The sequence below is a fragment of the Ruegeria sp. SAZA006 genome (genome assembly GCF_059613465.1).
On sequence record NZ_JBXWSO010000009.1, the window covers coordinates 68,510 to 91,008 of the forward strand.

General features: G+C 57.0%; 22 protein-coding genes. 7 read left to right on the forward strand and 15 right to left on the reverse strand.

Going from position 1 to position 22,499, the window contains the following annotated elements; genetic code table 11:
- The first annotated feature begins 42 nt into the window (after positions 1 to 42).
- Positions 43 to 405, forward strand: a complete 363-nt coding sequence (locus tag AC2FNZ_RS09385) for a MerR family transcriptional regulator (protein ID WP_496840347.1) — start codon at positions 43 to 45, stop codon at positions 403 to 405.
- A 49-nt stretch (positions 406 to 454) separates the two neighbouring features.
- Here the strand turns inward: AC2FNZ_RS09385 and AC2FNZ_RS09390 are convergent, their stop codons facing one another.
- From AC2FNZ_RS09390 to AC2FNZ_RS09410, 5 genes are all read right to left on the reverse strand, one after another.
- Positions 455 to 1,186: a proteasome-type protease gene (locus AC2FNZ_RS09390; protein WP_496840349.1), complete on the reverse strand. Its 732-nt coding sequence runs from the start codon at positions 1,184 to 1,186 to the stop codon at positions 455 to 457.
- An 11-nt stretch (positions 1,187 to 1,197) separates the two neighbouring features.
- Positions 1,198 to 1,995: a transglutaminase family protein gene (locus AC2FNZ_RS09395; RefSeq protein ID WP_496840351.1), complete on the reverse strand. Its 798-nt coding sequence runs from the start codon at positions 1,993 to 1,995 to the stop codon at positions 1,198 to 1,200.
- Positions 1,996 to 1,998: 3 nt separating this feature from the next.
- A complete protein-coding gene (locus tag AC2FNZ_RS09400; protein WP_093961683.1) occupies positions 1,999 to 2,940 on the reverse strand; it encodes an alpha-E domain-containing protein in 942 nt (313 codons plus the stop codon).
- Positions 2,941 to 2,942: 2 nt separating this feature from the next.
- Positions 2,943 to 4,361, reverse strand: a complete 1,419-nt coding sequence (locus AC2FNZ_RS09405) for a circularly permuted type 2 ATP-grasp protein (protein WP_093961682.1) — start codon at positions 4,359 to 4,361, stop codon at positions 2,943 to 2,945.
- A 238-nt stretch (positions 4,362 to 4,599) separates the two neighbouring features.
- Positions 4,600 to 5,472, reverse strand: a complete 873-nt coding sequence (locus tag AC2FNZ_RS09410; protein ID WP_496840352.1) for a LysR family transcriptional regulator — start codon at positions 5,470 to 5,472, stop codon at positions 4,600 to 4,602.
- 120 nt (positions 5,473 to 5,592) lie between these two features.
- Here AC2FNZ_RS09410 and AC2FNZ_RS09415 point away from each other — a divergent pair, with 120 nt between their 5' ends.
- Entirely contained in the window at positions 5,593 to 6,465 is an 873-nt protein-coding gene (locus AC2FNZ_RS09415; RefSeq protein ID WP_496840353.1) for a TauD/TfdA dioxygenase family protein, read from the forward strand.
- Positions 6,466 to 6,516: 51 nt separating this feature from the next.
- A complete protein-coding gene (locus tag AC2FNZ_RS09420) occupies positions 6,517 to 7,551 on the forward strand; it encodes a zinc-binding dehydrogenase (protein ID WP_496840354.1) in 1,035 nt (344 codons plus the stop codon).
- 200 nt (positions 7,552 to 7,751) lie between these two features.
- Here the strand turns inward: AC2FNZ_RS09420 and AC2FNZ_RS09425 are convergent, their stop codons facing one another.
- Positions 7,752 to 9,311: a fasciclin domain-containing protein gene (locus AC2FNZ_RS09425; protein ID WP_496840355.1), complete on the reverse strand. Its 1,560-nt coding sequence runs from the start codon at positions 9,309 to 9,311 to the stop codon at positions 7,752 to 7,754.
- A gap of 213 nt (positions 9,312 to 9,524) precedes the next feature.
- On the opposite strand from AC2FNZ_RS09425, the gene AC2FNZ_RS09430 reads away from it, so the two are divergent.
- Together AC2FNZ_RS09430 and AC2FNZ_RS09435 are read left to right on the forward strand one after the other, a co-directional pair.
- The gene (locus tag AC2FNZ_RS09430) at positions 9,525 to 11,264 is read left to right on the forward strand and encodes a type I secretion system permease/ATPase (RefSeq protein WP_496840356.1); all 1,740 of its coding nucleotides are present in this window, start codon (positions 9,525 to 9,527) and stop codon (positions 11,262 to 11,264) included.
- Positions 11,261 to 12,586: an HlyD family type I secretion periplasmic adaptor subunit gene (locus AC2FNZ_RS09435; protein WP_496840357.1), complete on the forward strand. Its 1,326-nt coding sequence runs from the start codon at positions 11,261 to 11,263 to the stop codon at positions 12,584 to 12,586. The genes AC2FNZ_RS09430 and AC2FNZ_RS09435 overlap by 4 nt, the downstream gene beginning before the upstream one ends.
- 193 nt (positions 12,587 to 12,779) lie before the next feature.
- On the opposite strand, the gene AC2FNZ_RS09440 is transcribed toward AC2FNZ_RS09435, so the two are convergent.
- The 7 genes from AC2FNZ_RS09440 to AC2FNZ_RS09470 form a co-directional block, all read right to left on the reverse strand.
- Positions 12,780 to 13,274, reverse strand: coding sequence for an alpha/beta fold hydrolase (locus AC2FNZ_RS09440; RefSeq protein WP_496840359.1), 495 nt, complete (start codon positions 13,272 to 13,274; stop codon positions 12,780 to 12,782).
- Between the two features lie 383 nt (positions 13,275 to 13,657).
- Positions 13,658 to 14,734, reverse strand: a complete 1,077-nt coding sequence (locus tag AC2FNZ_RS09445; protein WP_496840360.1) for a PLP-dependent cysteine synthase family protein — start codon at positions 14,732 to 14,734, stop codon at positions 13,658 to 13,660.
- A 392-nt stretch (positions 14,735 to 15,126) separates the two neighbouring features.
- Positions 15,127 to 16,659 (reverse strand): phospholipase D family protein, encoded by a 1,533-nt coding sequence (locus tag AC2FNZ_RS09450; protein ID WP_496840361.1) that lies wholly within the window; start codon positions 16,657 to 16,659, stop codon positions 15,127 to 15,129.
- 547 nt (positions 16,660 to 17,206) lie between these two features.
- A complete protein-coding gene (locus AC2FNZ_RS09455; protein WP_170339287.1) occupies positions 17,207 to 17,581 on the reverse strand; it encodes a YidH family protein in 375 nt (124 codons plus the stop codon).
- 124 nt (positions 17,582 to 17,705) lie between these two features.
- Positions 17,706 to 18,206, reverse strand: a complete 501-nt coding sequence (locus tag AC2FNZ_RS09460) for a Dps family protein (RefSeq protein WP_496840363.1) — start codon at positions 18,204 to 18,206, stop codon at positions 17,706 to 17,708.
- Between the two features lie 70 nt (positions 18,207 to 18,276).
- Entirely contained in the window at positions 18,277 to 19,902 is a 1,626-nt protein-coding gene (locus AC2FNZ_RS09465; protein ID WP_496840364.1) for an acetolactate synthase large subunit, read from the reverse strand.
- 51 nt (positions 19,903 to 19,953) lie between these two features.
- On the reverse strand, positions 19,954 to 20,115 hold the full coding sequence (locus AC2FNZ_RS09470; RefSeq protein WP_093961673.1) for a DUF1328 domain-containing protein: 162 nt from the start codon (positions 20,113 to 20,115) through the stop codon (positions 19,954 to 19,956).
- A gap of 123 nt (positions 20,116 to 20,238) precedes the next feature.
- On the opposite strand from AC2FNZ_RS09470, the gene AC2FNZ_RS09475 reads away from it, so the two are divergent.
- Positions 20,239 to 20,523 (forward strand): hypothetical protein, encoded by a 285-nt coding sequence (locus tag AC2FNZ_RS09475; protein ID WP_496840365.1) that lies wholly within the window; start codon positions 20,239 to 20,241, stop codon positions 20,521 to 20,523.
- 165 nt (positions 20,524 to 20,688) lie between these two features.
- Here AC2FNZ_RS09475 and AC2FNZ_RS09480 read toward each other — a convergent pair whose 3' ends face one another.
- The gene (locus AC2FNZ_RS09480) at positions 20,689 to 21,543 is read right to left on the reverse strand and encodes a formate/nitrite transporter family protein (RefSeq protein ID WP_496840367.1); all 855 of its coding nucleotides are present in this window, start codon (positions 21,541 to 21,543) and stop codon (positions 20,689 to 20,691) included.
- A gap of 187 nt (positions 21,544 to 21,730) precedes the next feature.
- On the opposite strand from AC2FNZ_RS09480, the gene AC2FNZ_RS09485 reads away from it, so the two are divergent.
- Complete coding sequence (locus AC2FNZ_RS09485) at positions 21,731 to 21,922, forward strand: PLD nuclease N-terminal domain-containing protein (RefSeq protein WP_093961670.1); 192 nt, start codon at positions 21,731 to 21,733, stop codon at positions 21,920 to 21,922.
- 94 nt (positions 21,923 to 22,016) lie between these two features.
- On the opposite strand, the gene AC2FNZ_RS09490 is transcribed toward AC2FNZ_RS09485, so the two are convergent.
- Positions 22,017 to 22,418, reverse strand: a complete 402-nt coding sequence (locus AC2FNZ_RS09490) for a hypothetical protein (RefSeq protein ID WP_496840369.1) — start codon at positions 22,416 to 22,418, stop codon at positions 22,017 to 22,019.
- Between the last annotated feature and the right edge of the window lie 81 nt (positions 22,419 to 22,499).

The window sequence follows — 22,499 nt, forward strand, 5'->3', positions numbered from 1 at the left end:
CCTGGTGATATAAACCTTCAACAATGGTTGAAGGTCAAGGGCATGAAGATCGGAAAATTGGCAGAAGCCACGGGCGTGTCAGCGTCAAGCATTCGGTTCTACGAAAAACACGGCCTGATCCCACCGCCCGAGCGTCTGGAGAACGGTTATCGCGACTATCCCGAAGCAATGATTTCCCGCATCAAGACCATCGCAATGAGCAAGTCGCTTGGCTTTTCTCTGTCGGAAATCAAGCGCTTCCTACCGGAAGACCCGGAAAACACCATCCCGCGACCCGAGGTGATCGCGAACCTAAGAAGCAAGTTGGCCGATGTGGATCAAAAGATCAAAGACCTGCACAGGATTCGCCGCGACCTGGACCAGATGATCGCCTACCTGAGCGACCCTGAGTCAAATGCCTGCTGAGGGTCTGGCAGCCCGAAATGCACCCCGCAGGAGCACAAGAACTCGCTCCTCAGGCTTCGTATGCCGGAAGCTTTGACAGGGCGACCTTCAGCGCATCGCCCCACCCTTCGGATATTGTCCGAAAGTACTGATCGTCAGGCTCGAACCTTGAACGCGTACCGGCCGTTAGGCTGTCTTCCTCATAAAGCAGCAGATCAAGCGGTGCACCGACGGACAAATTGGCCTTGATCGTTGAATCGAAACTGACCAGCAACAGCTTGACCGTTTCGGAAAAGCTCATGTCCGGATCAAACGCACGTACCAGTATGGGGCGGCCGTATTTCGTCTCACCGATCTGAAAGAACGGGGTGTCCTCACCGGCCTCGATAAAATTGCCCTCGGGATAGATCAGAAACAGGCGCGACGGGCCGCCTTTGATCTGCCCCCCCAGGATCAGGGTTGCGTGAAAGGCGCTGTCGGCCTGCTGGCCCGCTCGGGAATGCCCCTCGATGACGTCGTTCAGCGTTGCCGCAACCAATTGGGCGACCTGAAACATCGTCGGCGCCTCAAGGATCGACGGCGACCGGTCTTCCGGGGCTTTTGTGCGTTCTTCCAGCAGGCTTATGGTAGCTTGGGTAGTCGCCAAGTTGCCGGCCGACAACAAGGTGATCGAACGGTCGCCTTCGAGGGTCCAATTGAACATCTTGTTGAAGGTGGACACGTTGTCGACACCTGCATTCGTACGCGTGTCCGACATGAAAACCAGTCCGCGGTTCAACCGCATGCCCACAGCATAGGTCATCAGGTTCTCCGTTACTGCTGTGCGACCTGCAATTGAACCGTCAACTGCTCGCCCGCTGCCCCAATTCTGTTTCCTATTACCGGGGCCGCCTGGGCATAGTCCAGACCGGTTGCGACACGCACGTATCGATCATCGGGTGAAATCCCGTTGGACACGTCGAATCCAACCCAGCCGAGCCCGTCCAAATGAACTTCGGCCCACGCGTGGGTGGCATCCTGCAATTCGGTTTCGTTCATCATCAGGTAACCCGAGACATAGCGGGCCGGCACGCCGATCTTCCGCGCGCAGGTGATGAACACATGCGCGTGGTCCTGGCACACGCCGCGCCCGGCCTTGAGAGCGTCTTCTGCGCTCCAGTCCGGGTGCGAGCCTCCCACTTCGTAAGAAACCTGAGCCCGAACTCTTTCGGACAGCGCATGCATCCGCTCAAGCGGCTCACCATCCGGCAACTCGGCGATTACGTCTGCAACACCCTTGCCCGGCGTTGTCAAAGGCGTGCTCCGCTGAAAAAGCCACAACGGCGTCGAGCCCTCGTGACGTCCCAACACACCATGCGTGTCTTCAACCTCGACAACACCTTCGGAGATCAATGAGATGCTTTGTGTATTCGCTTCGAAACTGATCAGCTCCACCGTGTTGCGGTGGTAGTCCTCAAAGCTCAGTTCCTTGCGCCCCCCGGTCACTTCGGTGCTCCAAGAGAGGATATTCTGATTGCGGAAAGATTTGGGCGTCTTTCTCAGCTGCTGCAGGCCAAAGGGAACCGGCGCGTCGAAATCGTATCGTGTCTCATGGCGAATATGCAGTTTCATTGGTCACTCATAGAACCGGTAGTCAACTTCAATCTGGCGGCTCAAGTTCCCAAGATCCTTCAAAAAGTCCTGAATGTACTCGTGCAGCCCAAGGTCAAAGATATCAGAAATCTGCCGGTCGAGGTATTTTTCGGACAGCGCATCGGCTGCCGTAACCGACGGCCCCATAAAACCATAGTCTTTGCTGAGATAGGACAGGTTCTCTTGGATTTTCCTGCAGCAGAAATGCAGACTGCGGGGCATCCGCTGATCGAGGATCAGAAACTGAGCGATTTCCGACGGCCGGGTATTCTGGCCGTGGGTCATGCGATAGCCACCGCCCGCACCCACGGACCGCAGAATGCTTTCCCATTGGATGTTGTCCAGTGACGAGCCGACCGAAAAGGCCGTGGGCAGAAGGACATAGTACTTCACGTCCAGGATGCGCCCGGTATTGTCGGCCCGCTCGACAAAAGTGCCGATCCGGGTGAAATCGAAAATATCGTTGCGCAGCATGGTCCCCAGCGTCGCACCACGAACCAGAGCCGCCTGTTGACGAATAAGCTCCAGCGTTCCCGGCAGGTCCCTCTCATTCACGCGGCGCTTCATGGCTTGATCAATCTGCATCCATGTGGCGTTCACCGCGCTCCAGACATCATGGGTCAATGCGGTTCGAACAAGACGCGCGTTGTCTCGCGCCTGCTTGATGACGGACTTGATCGAGGATGGGTTGTCGGCATCACGCAACATCCAATCCACGGCATTGTCTTTTGAAATCTCATCATATTTGGCGCTGTAACCGCCGAAAACGCCGGCGGTTTTCAGAACCGAGCCCCATTCCGCATCGGAGTTCTTGGTCCGGGTCAGTGCCATCCTCTGGCCTGTTTCAAGCAGTCTGGCCGTGTTTTCCGCCCTCTCAAGAAACCGGGACATCCAGAACAACCCGCCAGCAGTTTTTCCCAGCATGGTCAGTCCTCCAGAACCCAGGTGTCTTTGGTCCCGCCGCCTTGGCTTGAATTCACGACCAGGGACCCTTTTTTCAGCGCAACGCGCGTCAGGCCGCCGGGGGTGATCTCGATCCCATCCGGGGACACCAGAACAAACGGCCGCAGATCGACATGCCTGGGGGCAAGTCCCGAACGGGCGAAGATCGGCACCGTCGAGAGAGACAATGTGGGCTGCGCGATATAGTTAGACGGCCGCGACTTGAGCTTGTCGCGGAAGGCCGAAATCTCTTTCTTGCTGGCGGTCGGACCGATCAGCATCCCATAGCCGCCCGAGCCGTGCACCTCTTTAACGACAAGATCTGACAGATTGTCCAATACGTAGGACAGCGACTCGGGATCGCTGCAGCGCCACGTAGGAACATTTTTAAGCAGGGGCTTCTCACCCGTGTAGAACTCAACGATTTCAGGCATGTAGGAATAGATGGCCTTGTCATCGGCAATGCCCGTGCCCGGCGCGTTGGCGATTGTAATGCCCCCGGCCCGATAGACGTCCAGAATTCCCGGAACGCCCAGCGCGCTGTCCGGGTTGAAGTTCAGCGGGTCCAGGAAATCGTCGTCAACCCGGCGGTAAAGAACGTCGATTGGTTTGTAGCCTCGCGTGGTGCGCATGCAGACGCGCGCATCAACAACCCGCAGGTCGTGCCCTTCGACCAGTTCAACGGCCATCTGATCGGCCAAAAACGCATGTTCAAAATAGGCTGAATTGTAGATCCCCGGTGTCAATACCGCGACGGTCGGCTCGCCATCCGCGCAGGCCGGCGCACTGGCCGCAAGCGAGCGTCTCAGATTGCGGGGGTAGTCGGATACATTGCGAACATTCGTGGCGCTGAAAAGCTCGGGGAACATCTTCAGCATCGTTTCCCGGTTTTCGAGCATGTAGCTGACCCCGGACGGGGTGCGGGCGTTGTCTTCCAACACGAAGAACTCGTCTGGCCCGGTACGCACCAGGTCGACGCCGACCACATGGGTATAGACCTGCCCCGGCGGTGAGACACCCAGCATCTGCGGCAGGAAGGCTTCGTTGCTGGCAATCATCTCTGCCGGCACGCGACCGGCACGCACGATTTCCTGACGGTGATAGATGTCGTGAAGAAACGCATTGATCGCCCGAACCCGCTGTTCAATGCCACGCTCCAGACGTTGCCATTCGCGCCCTGAAATCACGCGCGGAACGATATCAAATGGGATCAAGCGTTCTTCGGCCTCGGTCTTGCCGTAAACGTTGAAAGTAATCCCCGTCAGCCTGAAAACTTCTTCGGCTTCGCGCTGTTTGGCCCTCAGCCGTGAGACATCTTCCGCATTGAACCAACGTCCGATCTCTTCGTAAGGACCTCTGAGAGATCCGTCGCCGTTGAACATCTCATCAAAATACTCGCTCATACGAGAAGTGTGACGATCATTTCAAAGTTTGCAAGTTGTACGGGCTTTTCCAGTTGGCGGCCTACCAAGAAATGCACAGTTTTCGAGCGAACGGCAGCCCGCCCGTCGATGACGAAACTGCTTCTGGGTGCAGCGAAAATCATCGCCGCCCCTCTACCGGCTTCTGACTTCAACGACGTGTAGCCACCAAAGCATTCCTCGAAAGCAATCAGCGGCTACGGCTCCGCCTGAGAACCGACTAGGTGCCCACCGCATCCAGCAGCGCGCCCCGGACTGCGTCTACCATTCTGGCACGGGTTGACATTGCCACACTCGCAAGACCGACGATGCGTCGGGGTCCGAACTGCTCCAGAGGAATTTTTCTGAGCCGCAAATGGTCATTAGACGCCAGACGACTGTCAGGTATGATCGAGACTCCGAGTTCAGCGGCGACCATGCTTGATATTGCCTCGAGGCTTTCAAGCTCCATGGCGTCTTTGACTTCTATGCCCATCCTTTGCAGCCAGGTCTCGATCTGCCTCCCCACAACCGCGTCGCGAGTGAACCGAATAAACGGCAACGCGCCGAGCAGTTCTTCGGGAGAAAGGTCCGGAGTGTTTTCCGAGACGAGCAGGACCAGTTTCTCGGTCACGATTTCCGAGAACTCCAGCGACTTCGGCAGGATATCCGGGCGTGAGATGATTGCTGCGTGAACCTGCTTGCGGTCCAGCTGCAACAGCAGTTGATTGGTCAAGCCCGGAACAAGTCTGACACGCACGTCAGGATGTTCTGACTTCAGCCTTGATAACGCAGCAGGCACCAAACCCGTCAAACTCGTTGGAACTGCACCCAAGATTATCTCGCCTGCAAGTTCCTTGTCTGATCTCACCTTGTCGGTCAGGCCGTCATAGGCGGCGACGACCGCCGCCGCTTCTTCAACAAGCATGAGCCCCGCACTGGTCAGTTTGGGTGTCTTCGCCGACCGGTCAAACAAGTCGAGCCCCCACATGGCTTCAAGATTCCGCATCTGATGGCTTACCGCCGACGGCGTCAGGTGCTCGGCCTCCGATGCGGCTCGAAAGCTTCCATGCCGATGTATCGCGATCAGTGTTCGCAGCGCTCGAATGCTCATCTCAAAGGCCTCGCCACCTTTGTCCGGGTCCACGAAAGGTGAGAGATTTTCACCGATAGATCAAATCATTTTCGTTTTTGTTTACATTTTTTGATCTGTAACCTGCGCGAAACAAGCTCAATGAAACAGCGCCCCGAGGTCCCTATGGTTGCCCCAAAGTCCAACACCTACACGTCCATCGTTGCCAAGCCTTTCGCTCCGAACCTCGGGGCCGAGATCTATGGGGTCGATTTGAGCCAGCCTGTGCCCGACGAACAGTTCGCCGAAATCCGCGATGCCTTTCACACCTATCAGGTTCTGTTCTTCAAAGAGCAGAAAGAGATACCGCCTGCGCAGCACATCGAGTTTGGAAAACGCTTCGGGCCGCTCCACGCACACCCCGCAGCCCCAACGATGGAAGGATACCCAGAGATATTCGAGATCCATGCCACCAAAAACTCAAAGGTGGCCAACGGTGAGTTCTGGCACTCGGACGTGTCATGTGATGAAAAGCCCCCATTGGGTACAATGCTTCAAATCCACATTGCCCCGCCTTGCGGCGGGGACACCATGTTCAGCGATATGTATGCGGCTTACGACGATCTGTCCGAACCGATCAAAAGCATGCTCGACGGCCTGTCCGCCCTCCACAGCTCCGAGCACATATACAAAGGCCGGTACAGCGACCGGGGCCAAAAGGACGCCGATATTGATTGCCCCGAAGCAATTCATCCGATCATCAGAACTCACCCCGAGACAGGACGAAAATCGCTGTTCGTCAACCGAACGTTCACAACGAAGATTATCGGCTTGTCGGACAAGGAAAGTGAGGCGATCCTCAACATGCTTTTCGAGCATGCCGAACAGATCAACTATCAAATCAGGTTCCGGTGGTCGCTCAACGATATGGCGTTTTGGGACAATCGTTGCTGTATGCATCGCGCCATCTGGGACTATTGGCCCGCGGAACGAAAGGGGCGGCGTGTAACCGTGAAAGGCGACCGCCCCGTCTAGTTTCGACTGGACAGGATTTCACGGTCGAAGAAACCATTTTGGGAGCGCGAAGTGCGAGCTGCAGTCGTCAGAGAGTTCAACGAGGACCTTTCGATTGAAACGGTCCCGGACCCAACCTGCCCCGACAACGGAGTGGTCTTGGAGGTCGCCGCCTGCGGCGTGTGCCGCTCGGACTACCACGGCTGGTCCGGTGCCCACCCGAAAGTTCAAAACGGCTCCATCCTAGGGCACGAATACTGTGGCACCGTGGTCGAGGCCGGGTCCAATGCGAAACACAAGGTGGGTGATCGCCTCATCGCCCCATTCATCCTAGGCTGCGGCAGTTGCCATGCCTGTCAAACCGGAGTGTCGAATACCTGCGCCAACCAGATCGTTCCCGGATTTGGCGCACCGGGCGCCTATGCGGAATATGTTGCGGTGCCCTTTGACCATAACTTGGTTCACTTGCCAGACACACTCTCCCCTGCCCTCGCCGCCGGCCTGGGCTGCCGCGTCACCACCGCATGGCATGCTTTGACGGACCGAGCAGATGTTGCTGCGGGCGAATGGGTTGCCGTCCATGGAACCGGTGGAATTGGTCTGTCCGTCCTCTTGCTTGCGAAAATGCTGGGATGCCGGGTTGTCGTGGTGGATGTCGTCGATGAGAAACTCGAGCACGCAAATCTCCACGGCGCGGACGCGACGGTCAATGCATCCAAGGAGGATGCGGCGACCGCGATCCTGGAAATCACCGGTGGAGGAGCGCAAGTTTCCATCGAAGCTCTTGGCATCGAAACAACGACGAACGCGTCACTGGAGTGCCTCGCGATCTTGGGCCGTCACGTACAGATTGGGATGCCGTCGGGTGACGGTTGGATGCGCATGAACATGCGCGCGATCTATTCCAAACAGCTCTCGGTTTTTGGCACCCGGGGCATGCCGTTTTGGAAGTACCCGCGTCTGCTTGGACTGATCGAGCGGGGTGACGTTGACATACAGCCGATGGTGGCCAGGGAGGTCCGCCTTGAGGACGCCAGCGGTGAGCTTCGCGCGATGCGTGGTCCGACCTCGCCCGGCACCGCTGTAATCACGAGTTTTCGGCCTTGATTGGGTGCCTGCGTCTTGCATGATACACGCGGGCCTGCAAAATAAAATCATTGAAAATTAATGACTTAAGGAAAGTAGCGGGGTTTGCCCCGGCTGTCGCCAGACACATCCAAAACACTGTTAACGAAAAATGTAGTGAAGCCATTTCAACAAGAAAAGCCCGCCCAAACAGTTTTGACCAGTCTAGGCGGGCTTGCCCATCAGAGTATGAAATCACCTTCGTCTAGGCTGCTGGCGCGGACGCCGAACAACGAGATTTCCGTGTCTCCCAAATCGATCTTGGTCTTGAAGAAACGGCCGCTGATCGCATCCTCGACTTCCTCGTAATCTGTGAAGCCGTAGGCGCTGAGGTCAATCTTGTCGCGACCTGCGCGAAAGCCGAACACAGTGTCATGACCGCCGCCTTGTTCGAAGACGAAGCTGTCAGAGCCCGAGCCGCCGATGAGTTTGTCGTTTCCGGCACCGCCCGCGATCTCGTCATTTCCGCGGCCGCCGAAGATGATGTCGTTTCCACCCTCTCCGTTCAGGGTGTCGTCACCCTTGCCGCCGAAGACCTTGTCCCGACCGTCACCAGCGAGAACCAGATCGTCACCACGTCCTGCGAAAACGATATCGTTGCCGCCTTTGGCATCGATCAGATCATTGTCCCGACCCGTGCGGATGACTTCGCGACCATCGTCTCCGATGACGAAATCGACTGCCCCTGAACCGTCAGATTGCAGCAGATCGGCGGGCAGCAGAACGCCGTTCAACACATGGATCACACCGTTCGACGCCTGAATGTCGGTCGCGATGAGGCTTGGATCCTGAACGTCCGGATCGGCATCAACCAGGGTAAGGGTCTCAGCATCCACGCCAATCGTGCCGCCTTGGAGCGTTTCGATTTCCTCAGATGCCAGAACCTGGCTGGCCTGCAGGCTTTCACCCGAGACATGGTAGGTCAACACCGTCGTCAACAGTTCGATGGGATCGTTTCCGCCGTTAAGCAAACGCAGTGCGTCAACAAGATAGGCAAACGCTCCGCCCTCATCGCTGCCTTCGTATCCCAGCGAGTTCGAGAGCGCGATAAACGCGTCATCGGTCGGCGCAAAGGCGGTAAGGTCGGCATTCGGGTCATTCAGGGCGCCCGCCAGATCAGCCGCGATCAGGGCTTCTCGAAGAATATCGAAATCACCTCCGTTTTCGTCAAAACCGGATGCGCCGCTTACCGCAAGAACGGTTTCGGTGATCGTCGGGGCGTCATTGCCTGGCAGATCGATCGGCAGCAGAACGCGATCAATCACGTGGACCACGCCATTGTCCGCCAGAATGTCTGTCTGCACCAGCGACGGGTTGATGAGGTCCGGCTCCAGATCGCCAAGTGTCGGCAGTTCGGACGCGTCGATCACTCCGCCCTGAAGTGAGGTCACCGAACCCGCCGACGCAATCTCGGACGACCCTTGGGTGCCAGCTGCAACATGATAGGTGACGATCGTCTCAAGCAGCGTTGCGGTTTCGACGGGATCTTCGTTCAAAGAGGTCAGAAATGCGGTTACGGCTGCGGTGTCGGTAGCGTCGCCCGCAAAACCCAGATCAGCTGCGAGCTGCCCGAATGCCGCGTTTGTTGGGGCAAAAACCGTGTAGGTCGCAGAAGGGTCACCGGCCGTTCCACTGAGGACACCGAGGTAGTCAGTCCCCTTCTGGTCATCGATAAAACCTATTGCTGCGACAAGAATGCTAAAGCTTGGATTTCCTGCGGCAATTCCTGCAATTGTCGTCATAATTTCCTCCACCTGAGATTTGCAAGCCAATGATTGGCTTACCGCTGGTACGGAGCGCACAGGCCGTTCGGATCAAATATTTATGAATCACGATATGTTCCTCGCGACACCGCGTGGATCGTTCCCGCGCCCGCTGAGGCCAAAATCAAAAAACAAATCCGACCGGGTCTGATCAGCGTATCGGTCATCAGTTGAGAACAAAGGTGACGGCCAATGGGAAAACCCAAATTCGTAGTCGAAACGGGGCGTCAGGAACTTCGCGAAGTGCGCCGGGAAAGCTGGCGGCTGTACGTTTTTGTCGGTGTTCTCAGTTGCTTCACCAACCTTCTTATGCTGACCGGGCCATTGTATATGCTGCAGGTATACGACCGAGTACTGGGCAGCCGATCGGTGGAAACGCTGGTCGCTCTCTCTGTGCTTGTTGCATTCTTGTACGGCATTCTGGGCCTGCTTGAATATGCTCGGGGAAGGATTTTCGGACGCGTCGCGGCGCGTTTCCAGGCACGCCTTGACCGTCGGGTTTTCGAAGCTGTGCAGCGTAAGGCCTCGGTCGCTCCGGACGATCAAACGGAAACCGGCCTGCGCGATCTTGAGGCTGTTCAGCGGCTTCTGTCATCTCCGGTTCCAATGGCCTTTTTCGACGTATTCTGGACGCCCGTTTTCCTCTTGGGCATCTGGATATTCCACCCGTGGCTTGGCGCTGTTGCTGCGTTGGGTGGTTTGCTCATCTTGGCACTGACGGGTTTGAACCGAGTTTTTTCGGCACAGCCCATGTCGAATGCCAGCCGTGCTGTCGCCTCGTCCGAAGCAATGTCCAACCAGCTGCGGAACGAAGCCGAAATCGTTGAGGCGATGGGTATGCGCGATGCGACCTTCACGCGGTGGAAGACGTTGCGCGACCGGGCGCTGAAGGAGCAGATCCGCTCAGCCGACGTAAGCGGCAGCTTTGCCAATGTAACAAAGACTTTCCGGTTGTTTTTGCAGTCGGCCATCCTTGGCGTCGGTGCATTTCTTGTGCTTCAGGGGGAACTGACTGCAGGCGCAATGATTGCCAGCTCAATCCTGCTGGGCCGAGCGCTGGCACCCATGGAGCAGCTTGTGGCGCAATGGCAGTTGGTTCAGACCGCAAAAAAGGGCTGGGACAGTCTGGCCGAACTGCTCGGCACCGTACCGCCCGAACGTGTGAATACGCGACTGCCGAAACCCAAAGCCAAGTTGGTTGTTCAAAACCTGACCGTCTTTCCGCCGAACTCACGGCAAGCCGCTCTGAAATCCGTTTCGTTCAGCGTGAACCCAGGCGAAGCGGTTGGCTTGATTGGATCATCCGGCGCGGGGAAGTCCACACTCGCAAGATCCTTGACTGGCGTATGGCGTCCGCACAGCGGCACGATCCGGCTGGATGGCGCCGCGCTGGATCAATACGGCTCGACCGAACTTGGCAGCCTCATCGGCTATCTTCCGCAGCGGTTTCAACTGTTCGACGGCACCATTGCCGAAAACATTGCCCGAATGGCGCCCGAGCCGGACGATGCCGCCGTCGTGGCAGCCGCAAAGAAAGCAGATGCGCATGAGATGATACTGCGGCTCGCTGATGGCTACGACACCTGCGTATCGGCGAACGGAGGGCAACTGTCCGGTGGTCAGATGCAACGTATCGGCCTTGCCCGCGCCATGTACGGCGACCCCGTTCTGCTGGTGCTGGACGAACCAAATTCAAACCTCGACGTGGAAGGCAGTGCCGCGGTCAATCGCGCAATTGAAGAGTTCAAGGCAAACGGAAAATCCGTGTTGATCGTGGCCCACCGGCCGGCCGCAATCCAGGAATGCGACAAGCTGATAATGCTTGAAAACGGCACCGTCCGGGACTTTGGCGCCAAGAAAGACGTTCTTCGGAAACTCGTTATCAACCACGAACAAATCGCAAAAACCGCCAGACAGGGAGGCCTGAAATGAAACCGGAACGGTCCGACGTAAACTCGTCCCTGTCGTGGTCTGCGCGCGGACCAGTACTCGTGGGTCTTGCGGGCCTGATACTGTTGCTTGGGGGCTTTGGATATTGGTCCTTCACGACCAATATTGCCGGGGCAATCGTTGCCAGCGGCCGAATTGAAGTCGATCAAAATCAACAGGTTGTGGAACACCCCGATGGCGGCGTGGTCGCCGAGATACTTGTCGACGAAGGGTCCTTGGTCGAGGCCGGTGACGTCCTGATCAAGCTGGCATCCAATGACCTTGCTACCAAATTGGCGATCGCCGAAAAAGAGCTTTACGAACTCATGGCCCGCCGTGGTCGTCTTGAGGCGGAAAGAGACGGAACCGAAGAAATCCGCTTTGATCCCATACTTCAGCAAGCCGCATCTTTGGACATCGACATCGCGGACTTGGTCTATGGTCAGGAACGTCTGTTTGCGGCGCGCAAGGAATCCATCGCGCAGGAGATTGATCAGCAACTCAAAAGGGTTGGTCAGATCGACAGCCAGATTGTCGGGATTGATGCTCAAAAACTGGCGCTTGCCACCCAGCTGGACCTGATACGAAAGGAACTGACGGATCAGGAGTCCTTGTTTGAGCGCGGATTGGCGCCCGCATCCCGCGTCCTGTCATTGCAACGGGAAGAAGCACGCCTGAGCGGCACGATGGGTGATCTGACCGCCCGTATCGCTGAATCCGAAGGGCGAAAGACCGAAATCGAGATTCAAATCCTCAAATTGCAAAGCAAACGCCGCGAAGATGCCATTACGCGCCTCAGGGACCTGCGATATCGGGAACTGGAGTTGCGCGAGGAAACGACGAATATTGCAGAGCGTATCGCCAACCTTGAAATCACGGCGCCGGTCTCTGGGGTCGTACACGGATTGAACATCTTCAGCCTTGGTGCGGTCGTAAAGCCGGCTGACCCGGTATTGTACCTGGTTCCGCAGGATCGTCCGCTGATCATAAGTGCCCGCGTCGACCCCATCCACGTCGACCAGATGTTCGTCGGACAAGATGTCGTTTTGCGCTTTTCGGCCATGGATCAGCGCGAGACGCCCGAATTGACAGGACGGGTCACCTTGGTTTCTGCGGATGCGTTCGAGGAAGCTTCGACAAACCAGACCTACTACACCGCCGAGATCGCACTGAACGCCGGCGAGCAGAAAAAACTGCCCGCGGAAATACCTCTGGTCCCTGGAATGCCGGTCGAAACCTTCATACGGACGCAGGACAGAACACCTATTGCCTACCTGATCAAACCGTTCAGCGACTACTTTGCGAAAGCATTTCGTGAGACTTGAGTGTGGGCCCCGTGTCGCCGTCAAATCAAGCCACGAGCGACTCACATAGGTTTTTCTGGCCCAGCACCGGAAACCTGTGCGTTGCGACTGGCACGAAGATAATTCTGCTTCCCGCTCGAATAGACGCCAAGGAAACTTCAACAGCCTGAGCTCGGTTGTTTCCTGCAGAGCACCCTGCCGCCTGCAGCGCCCATCACTCCAGAAAGTCGGAGACCAGACGCTGGAATAGTTCAGGCTTCTCGGCATGAACCGCATGGGCGCAACCCGGCACGACCGCAAGCGAGGTCTTGGGGATTTCTTGCCAAAGCATATGAGTCTGGCTCCACGGATAAGTCCGATCCCGATCGCACCAAAGCACAAGTGTTTCCTGCCGGATTTGGCTGAGGTTCTGCTCTCCGGACCAAGAGTACATCGCGTCCAGGCCAGCGTTTGTTGCAGCCAGTTTGCTTTGCGCGGCGACGGCGGCGCAGTGCTCAAACCCTTGTGCGGCTTCACGATCCAGAAACCAAGTTGCAGCGATCCGATGGGCGGTTGCGGCGGGGCCGTCCTCTGCCGCACGCTTTTTACTTTCCTCAATGGTCTCGAACCGCTCGGGCAAAACGCCAATCGCGCCGGTTGCGTACAACACCAATCGGTCCACCCTTTCAAAATCCCGCCGGGCGATTTCCTGAGCGATCATGCCGCCCATCGAATGCCCCAGAAGATGATACACCCCAACCTGAGGTCGCGGAGGTGCTGGATCACCCAATCCGCCCTGCGGAAGGGCGCTTAGGCACTGCTCAGTTGGCGGGCCGGTGTTCACTCACGGCCTAGACCAGACAATCGTTGGATAACGTTCTGGTACTCTCGATCGGCGCTTCATTGCGACACTTGTCCGACCAGGCGCAGCTTGAATAAGGACACGCGGCATTCAAAAAAGAAGTCCCTCAACGTCTGCATCGCGACCCAACCGGAGCGTTTGATCGTCGAGCCACGCGTTGCAAAAACCCCGCTGACCGCAAGACTAAGAACGGCATCAACGCCGCGGATCGCACGGTCTAATACCCAGCTCGATTAGCGACGAGACCTGGCTCACTCAGACGGCATTTGCGCCGTTGGTGTCGACATGGAAATCGCTCGTTCCTCATCCGTCATATCTTCGGCAATCCCGTCAAACAGCGGTGTCGAAAGATACCGCTCGCCTGTGTCGGGCAGCATCACCAGCATCACCGATCCGTCCGGGGCGCTTTTGGCCACTTCCATTGCGATGGCAAATGTGGATCCCCCTGAGATTCCGGTGAAGATCCCCTCCTCTGCGGCCAGACGTCTGGACCAGGCAATACCATCCGCTCCGGCGACGGGAAGCAGGTCATCATAATAAGCATTGTCCAGAGCTTCCTGAAGCACATACGGGATGAAGTCGGGCGTCCAGCCCTGAATGGGATGCGGTTCGAAGGCCGGATGGCTCTCAGTGGGCTGATGGGCCTCGTTGCGGGTGTTCACGTAGCCAGACCCGACAATCGCAGCGTTTGCAGGTTCGGTAAGGATAATCTTGGTGTCAGGGCGATCGCGCTTGAGAACGCGCGACACGCCCGAAACGGTACCGCCTGTTCCATAACCGGTGATCCAGTAATCCAGCCGCTCTCCTTCGAAATCGCTCAGTATTTCCCTCGCTGTCGTGGCCTCGTGGATGTCGGCATTGGTACTTGTCTCGAATTGGCTGGCGAGAAACCAGCCATTTGCCTCGGCCAACTCCTTGGCCTTGGAGTACATCCCAAAACCCTTGAGCGCACGAGGCGTGAGCACAACCTTGGCCCCAAGAAACCGCATCAACCGGCGGCGTTCCACCGAGAAGCTGTCAGCCATAGTGACCACAAGCGGATAACCCTTTGCGGCACATACCATCGCAAGACCAATCCCGGTATTTCCCGAGGTAGCCTCGACGACCGTTTGCCCGGGTTTAAGCCGACCTTCCCTTTCACCAGCTTCGATGATGTTCAGCGCAAGGCGGTCCTTGACCGAGCCCGCGGGGTTGAAGGCTTCAAACTTGACGTAGACCGTCACGTTGGCCGGCGCGATTTTGTTGATGCGAATGCACGGCGTGTTGCCGACCGTGTCCAGGACGCTGTCGTATAGACGGCCGCGCCCTGATGTGGTTCGAATTTCCATGTGCCCCTCCTGCTTATCCACTTTTCTTCAAATGCGAAGAAGACTGCCACAAGCGCGATGCAATTGATAGAACGTCAACAGCACAGCAGAAGAACGGACCTTCTCGAAGCACGAGCAAGTCAGACACGCGTGACCCAATTTCTTGATCGATTAGATTGCCCAAGAGTTGCCGCCATTAGGCTCAATCGTCTGGACCGCCGAGGGCCATTGAAGCGATTTGCCTGGAGATGACTGCCGCCTTCTGCATCGATAAACTTGCCCGTAAACCGGACGCGCTGACCTGCGCGCCTGACCGAACCTTCGAGAACATGGCGCACTCCAAGCACTCGACCGACTTCCCGGATAGGGACCTGGTTGAGCGTCTCCGCTCTCACGGACCCTCTCCCACGCTACTAAAGCTGAGAGCCGATTGGTAGAATACTGAAAAACCCAGCCACGATATGATCCCAAGCCGAACCCGTTGGTTCTGAGTCATATTCGAGAACTTCTCCGTTCTCGCCCCGGGTACTCCATTTAAGTTGGCCAGCACTCTCCATCGTCACATGATATGTATATGCTGGAAGCGCATCGTCCAAAGCACCCATCGTTTGTGCGGTAAGCGCTGGAGAGTCGATGAGAATGCCCATTTCCGTGTTGATGTTGACTGAACGAGGGTCCCAATTGAACGAACCGACAAACAGATATCGGTCATCGACAGCGAACGCTTTGGAGTGAAGACCTGACCGAGATTGAGCCCAGTTTATTCCACGACGTTGGACCTGATAAGCGTCAGGCCGCAATTCATAAAGCTCGACACCACCGCGCAGCAAAGCCCGGCGTTTCTTGGCGTAGTGCGCATAGACTGGCGCTACGTCGTTTGAAGCAAGCGAGTTGGTTACGACTTTGACTTCGACACCTCGGTTTTCAAGTTCGGTCATCCACTTCACGCCGTTGTTGCGTGGCACGAAGTAGGCCGAAACGATATTGACCTCCCTGTCGGCACTCTCGAAATACGGCAGCAATTGCGACGCGAGAATTGGACCTGAGTTATCAAGCCCTGCGGCTTTGGAAGGCGGGTCGGCGTAGAGTTTTGCAGGCACCCAATCCAAGGAAAGCGTGCCGTCTGCAAAACTCTCCCTTGCAGATTTTCTGAGAGCTTCGCCGTACTGGGTCTGCTTTGCCGCCTCCACGAGCTCATTCAGTCTGCTTCGCGCTTGGCCAAGCGATAATTCTTCAGGTTGTGCGACGACCACGCGGGCCGGAACCGCGAACTCACTGTTCCAATATTCGTCAAAGCTTTTGGAAACTTCATTTACGACGGGACCGGCTGCCAGAACATCCAGATCCGCATAGTTCATTTCCTCCCGTGCCAGGAAGTACTCGGCGCCTATATTCCGACCACCGACAATTGTGAACACGTTGTCTGCGGTCATCGACTTATTGTGCATTCTGCGATTGATCCGCTTGAAATCCGTGAGCCCGGCGATGATCAGGCTTTGGTTGCGCCAGAAAGGATTGAACAGACGGATTTCAATATTCTCGTGGTAGTCCAATGCGGCTGTCATCGCGTCATATCCGGATGTGTCCATGTCATCCAAAAGCAAGCGAACACGTACGCCTCGGTCCGCCGCCTGCAAAAGACTGGCCGCAAAGAGATGACCTGTCGGGTCGTTATGCAAAAGGTAGTATTGAGCGTCGATCGATTGTTCAGCTGCTGCAGCGAGTAGAAGCCGTGACACCAAGGCTTGTTCACCGTCGCTGATCAATTTGACACCGGACCGGCCGTCTTTTGGGTCCCCAAGCCGGGTCGCCGCCTGCCCAAGTGCGTTGTTTGTCCTAGCCGAAAATGAAACCGAATTAACCTTCTCATATGTACGAACTTTCGGGGCACAAGCGACAAGAGCGAATGTGCAGAACGCACAAAACATGATTGTCCAAGGCTTCATCGACTTCCTCCGATCGTCATCCGCAGGTGACTACGCCAAGAGGCACGATTGCAAGTATGTTCCGAGAAAGGTGGGGAGGTTTCCTGGAGTAGTGTCGTTCCAGAGGAATTGCGGCTCAAAGCCAGTCAGCCTGTCATACTAAAAAATTTGATCGCCTGACGAAGCACCCTGTCCAAAATCGCAAGGCAAACCGCAACCTCAGAAGATCTGAATTTGTACTGTGCACAGAAGGCAAGATATACGGGCGCGAAGTCAGGGTTCGTTCTATCGACGCGTTCTAAATAGCCCGGGCTATTGGGCAAACGGCCGATAGCTCCAATGAGCGGTCACAAAGCAATTCCGCGAAGGGCCGCTTCGAGCCCAAAATTTCGATGCTGCAAAACAAACAAAAATTAGTGCACTGCTCCCCGGCATTGGACCGCCGAAAGCTGGATTTTTCCTGGACCAGTGCAGGCAGAGCAACTGGGGATCAGGCAAGCGGGAAATTAGGGTTGGCTTTCTTTGGCCGCACCGTAAACGAAGTCAAACAACGACGGCACAAGGGCGTCTAAACCAACCACAACACAAGGCAACATGCGACGGAACCTAGGGACAGGCTTCCGACAACCAGTTGCAAGTGGAAGCGAGATGCCGGTTGGGCGCTGTGCGCTTCCAATCGGGAATACACGCGGCGGGCGTTCATCCACGCTCCCCAATAGATCAGCAGCGAGATCAACACAAAAAGAGTGGCTGCGGCTTTCGCCAGCCACTCGGGCTCGACGGCGGAAAATACGGCCTTGAGGCCAAGGGCGATGGCCACGCATGCCATTCCGGTTCTCATCCATCCCGCAAATGTGCGCTCATTTGCCAAAATGGTGCGGTCTTCGGCCCAGTCGGTCCGCTCCTCGGCCAAGTTTTGGCTTTTCGTGTTTTTTTCAGACATTGCCGCCCTTTGGACTAGTCACCAGATCGGAATGTGCAGGCTTGCCGGTTTTTCGGCAAGCCTGCACAAGACCTTAAACGCGCACAGTTGGGTCGCAAAACGACACACGCGCACGGTCACCGCGTCAGCTTGATTTCGAGATCGCCCGCAGCATCCAAGCTGCCTGCTCGTGAAATGCTGAACGTTCGGTCGCCAGATCTTCAGTCACGACATCTTTGCGGCTTCCTGCAAGCTCGGTCAGGGCGTGCAGGCGGTGCGCCACCCGCTCGTGATCAGCAGCCAGATCTTCGATCATTTCGGCGGCGGGCAGGTCCCCTTCGCGATCCTTGATGGCCGAGAAATCCAGGATGTCGTACATCCGCGAGGGCGCCAGATGGCCCAGCGCGCGAATGCGTTCCGCGATCTCATCAGCGGCGGCGAACATGTTTTCGTACTGTTCTTCCGTCAGCTTGTGGATCGAATAGAACAGCGGGCCCTCCACGTTCCAGTGATACGCATGTGTCTTGAAAGTCAGCCGGTAGGTGTCGGCCAGAACATCAGCCAGACCCTTGGCCAAGGGCGCGGTGTCGCGCACGCCAGTCGAAACGGGGTTTTCGTTCGGGACAACGTTCAATGCGTCGGTCATGACAACTCCTTTTTTCTACTGGGGAAGAAACGGCCAAAGGCGGATTTGGTTCCACTTTCGACGAAAATAATCAGGTGACAGTGGGCATCCCGCCATCAGCCGAATAGTCGACCGACACCCGCAGCAATGTCGGAACGGCGACGTCGGCAGCCGCCTGCAGAGCAGGAGCAAGTTTGCTGTGGCTTTCGATGTCGTGGTAGACCCAGCCAAAGGATCGGGCAAGTGACTCCCAATCGGGGTTGCCGAAGGAAAACTCGCGCGCACCTGGCTGTTTTTCATCGATCAGACCATAGCCGTTGTCTTCCCAGATCAGAACGGTCACGGGCACGCACAACCGGGCCGCCGTCTCCATCTCCTGAACGTTCATCAGGAAGTCCCCATCACCGCAAACGGCGATCACCCGACCCTCGTCCAACAGGCGGGCAGCCTCGATCGCTCCGGGCAGCGCAAGGCCCATACCGGCCAGGCCGTTCGGAATGATGATTTGACCCGCTCGGCGTGCTTGAACCTTGCTGGCGACCCAAAGTTTGTGCAGGCCCACGCCAGACAACAGAACGTCGCTTTCGCGAAGCGTCTCGGAAATCGCCTGACAAATGTCCGACGGCGCGACGCAGGCGGCATCGGTAGCTGTTGGTCCACCCTCCAGCGAGGCGTCAATCCTCCGCTGGAGACCTTTGAACCAGCTTTGCGTGGGACGTTCGGCGGTGGCCTTGGCCAGAACGTCGATGCAGTGCGGAAGATCCCCAGTCAGAGCGGCCTTTACCGGCCAGTCCACATCAACAGTCGAGGCCACGTCCGTGATCTCGAGTACCGGCTTCTTACCGCTCATCGAGATGTTCGAGGGTGGATATTCAACCGGGTCAAACCCGATGGCAATGATCAGGTCGCACAGGTCGAAGGCTTCAGACGCCAATTCCTTGCCCGGTTGACCGATCGAATGCAGCGAGAGCGGGTGCCCCGGTGGCAAAACGCCTTTGGCCATGAATGTCGTGACGAGCGGTGCGGAAAGGCTTTCCGCAAGTGCCCGAACGTCGCTTGCGGTGCCGGATCGGATCACCCCATGTCCTGCAAGGATCAAGGGCTTTTTCGCCTCGGCCAGCAGGCGCGCGGAACGGATGACCGCATCGGCCGCCGGTCGCACCTCGGCTGGCGGCGGGGCCACGAAAGGTTCGGCCAGTGTCGGGACCTCGGCCAGGTCCTCGGGCAGGGAAAGATGGACGGCTCCGGGTTTGTTGATCTTGCTCATTCGCACGGCCTCGGCAACGACTTGGGGAATTTCGTCCGCGACCATCAGCGTTCGGCTCAACTTGGTGACTGGCGCAAAGAGTGCTTCGAGATCGATGATCTGATGGCTTTCGCGGCCCAGCCTGGACCGCGCACCCTGTCCTGTGAGGGCGATCAGCGGCACATGGTCAAGCGTGGCGTCAGCCACACCGGTGACAAGATTGGTCGCTCCAGGTCCAAGCGTCGAAAGGCAAACCGCCGGGTTCCCCGTCAATCGACCGTGAACCGATGCCATGAACGCCGCCGACTGCTCGTGCCGGCACAGGACAAAGTCGATGCTCGACTTGTCGATTGCGGCGATCAGATCGGTTGTTTCCTCACCCGGAACACCGAATGCACAGGTCACGCCGTTGGCCTCGAGGCAGGCAATCAGCAATTCGGCGGCGGTTTGGGTATGGACGGCATCTTTCATAGGGCTTTGAACCTCGGGGGACTGTTTCAGGGAGTGCGGATGCGCGGGGGCTTACCCACGGATCAGCCGCAAGATCAGCGAACCGATGAACAGGACCAGAAAGATCACGAAAAGGATCTGCGCGATACCGGCCGAGGCCGACGCGATGCCGCCAAACCCGAAGATGCCAGCAACGATAGCAAGTGCGAAAAAAATCAGCGCCCAGGACAACATGGGATTTCCTTTCATTTCTGTGGCTACTGACGGGTCAACGCTTGGAACCCCAGAATGGTTCCGGATCATTTTGGTGGAACCATTGGCGACCGCTCGCGTTGGGTCGGTGAAAGGAGATCTGACATGACACAGAAAACGGCGAAAAAGGCCCCTCAGGACACTCCGCATGTGGAGATGGCGGCGCGGATCGACGAAGTGGCCAAGGAGGCCAAATCAGCGTTGGAAGATGGCGTAACCGCAACGCGTGACACGTTGAAAACGGCGCGCGACGAGGCGCAAAAGCAGCTGAAGCAAACATCCGAGAAAAGTGCCGCATTCGTTCGCGAGAACCCGGGCTTGGCAATGGTCGGAGCGTTGGGCGTGGGTGTCCTGCTGGGGCTCGCGTTGCGCAAGGCGGATCGCGGTTAGAACACGCGGTACACCGCCACCGATATGGGCATCGAATACGTCTTGCCGGCCATGCTCGGCTTGGGTTTGGCCGGTTTGCTGATCTGGTTTTTCATCAGGAATCGCTGACACCGCTATTCGTCACTGCCACGCCAACCAACCCGCGATCCAAAGACCCAAAGCGCCTCAGCCGCGCTTTGGGTCTTCTTCTATTTCGGGTTTGATCTGGGCGTAGGCCAGCATCGTGAAGACAGCGGTTCCTCCGATGATGTTGCCGGCCAGAACGGGCAGGAAAAAGCTGAAAACGGCTGCGCCTGGTGGCAACTGCCCCTGAAGCATCAGAACCGCCATTTCCACCGATCCGGCAACGACGTGGGTAAAGTCACCGGCCGCAATCATCCAAGTGAAGATTACGATGACCAGCACCTCGTTGTTCTGTGCCGATGGCAGCATCCAAACGATCGCCGCAATCAGGATCCCCGCCGGTATTCCGCGCAGAAAGCCAACCCAGGCGCCCATGCCAGTGGCGTGGTGGCTCAGGTCGTTGATGACTGAGACGAGCTGGGGCGACAACACCGGCGTATGGATCAGGAAGGCAGATATCGCAAACGCCCCAAGCACATTGGCACCCAGAACGATTGCCCACAACCTCGCGGTTTTGGTGAAGCAGGCAACAGACGGATTAATCATGGCTGGAACGACGGTCGTTATCGTGTTCTCGGTGAACAACTGCATCCGCCCCAAAATGACCAGAACAAAGCCGAGAGAATAGCCCAGGTTCTCGATCAGGAACCGACCGCTGGTGTCGGGCAGATGTGCCCGCAAGATCGCTTCGCCCAGCACCGAAAAGCTGATCAGCACTCCTGCGGCAATCCCGGACCAGAACAACGCTTTGGTCGGGCGATCCAGTTCCTCCTCGCCGTTTTGGCGGATGGTCTCGAATATCAGGCGCGGAGACAGCCCAGACGCTTCTTCGACCGCTTCGCGCTCGCTTTCTTTCTCGACAAGATCTTTTCGCGGCGCTTCGTGTGTATTGGACATTTTGACCCCATGTATCGACCTTCAATCCCAACGTTCTGCCGGTCGTTTTGGTTCCGTCAGGCGAAGAAATCCTCAAGACTTCTACGAGAACTGGGATCACACCCAGATCTTTGTCGGGAACTTTCAGCCACCTATCGCGTTGTATCCTCGTAGGAACAACGACACGTAATTCGAAAGGAACTTCGGTATGGTGGAAGTATATGGCATTGGCGGTCTGATCGTCCTGGTTTTGTCGATCTGGGCCATTATCTCGATCATCGGTTCGTCTGCGACGACCGGTGCAAAAATCCTGTGGGTCCTTTTCGTTCTGTTGCTTCCGGTCATCGGATTCATCTGCTGGCTGATCTTTGGCCCGAAGGCCGCGCGCAGCGCGATCTGATCAGTTCGGAAATTGTCAGTACAAAACAAAGCGCGGCATCGGCCGCGCTTTTTTCGTTCAAGGATATTGGAGGCACAACGCGCCCTGCGCCGTTTCACCCAGTGTCAGAACCGATCTTCAAGCCGTTCCCACTGAAATCAATGGATGCAATCGTGCGGGTAAGATCCGCGGCCGTGAAAGGCCGTGTCAGAGCCGCGCATTCAAATTGAGCTTGCACCTCGGGGGACGGGTCCAACAGCAACAGTGCACTGCCGCGTTCAACCAACAGCCGTGCGACGGCGTTGAATGACGTCTCACTTCTGCGATAGCTCAGAACGCCTAAGGCCGGGGCGAATTTGGGATCCTGCCAGAAATGCCCGCCCGCGTGCAGCTCGCGGATATGGACAATGCGATCGGGCGAAACTCCGGGGATGGCGTCACTGATGTCCGCTGCTTCGATAAAGTTTTCCGTAACAATCAAAACATCTGCTACGCTGCGGGAAGAGGCTTTCATCAATACCTTCCTGAAATCTGTTCGATGCCACCGTAGGCCAATCCCGCAGCGCCGCAATAAACTATGACACAGCAACGGAAAATT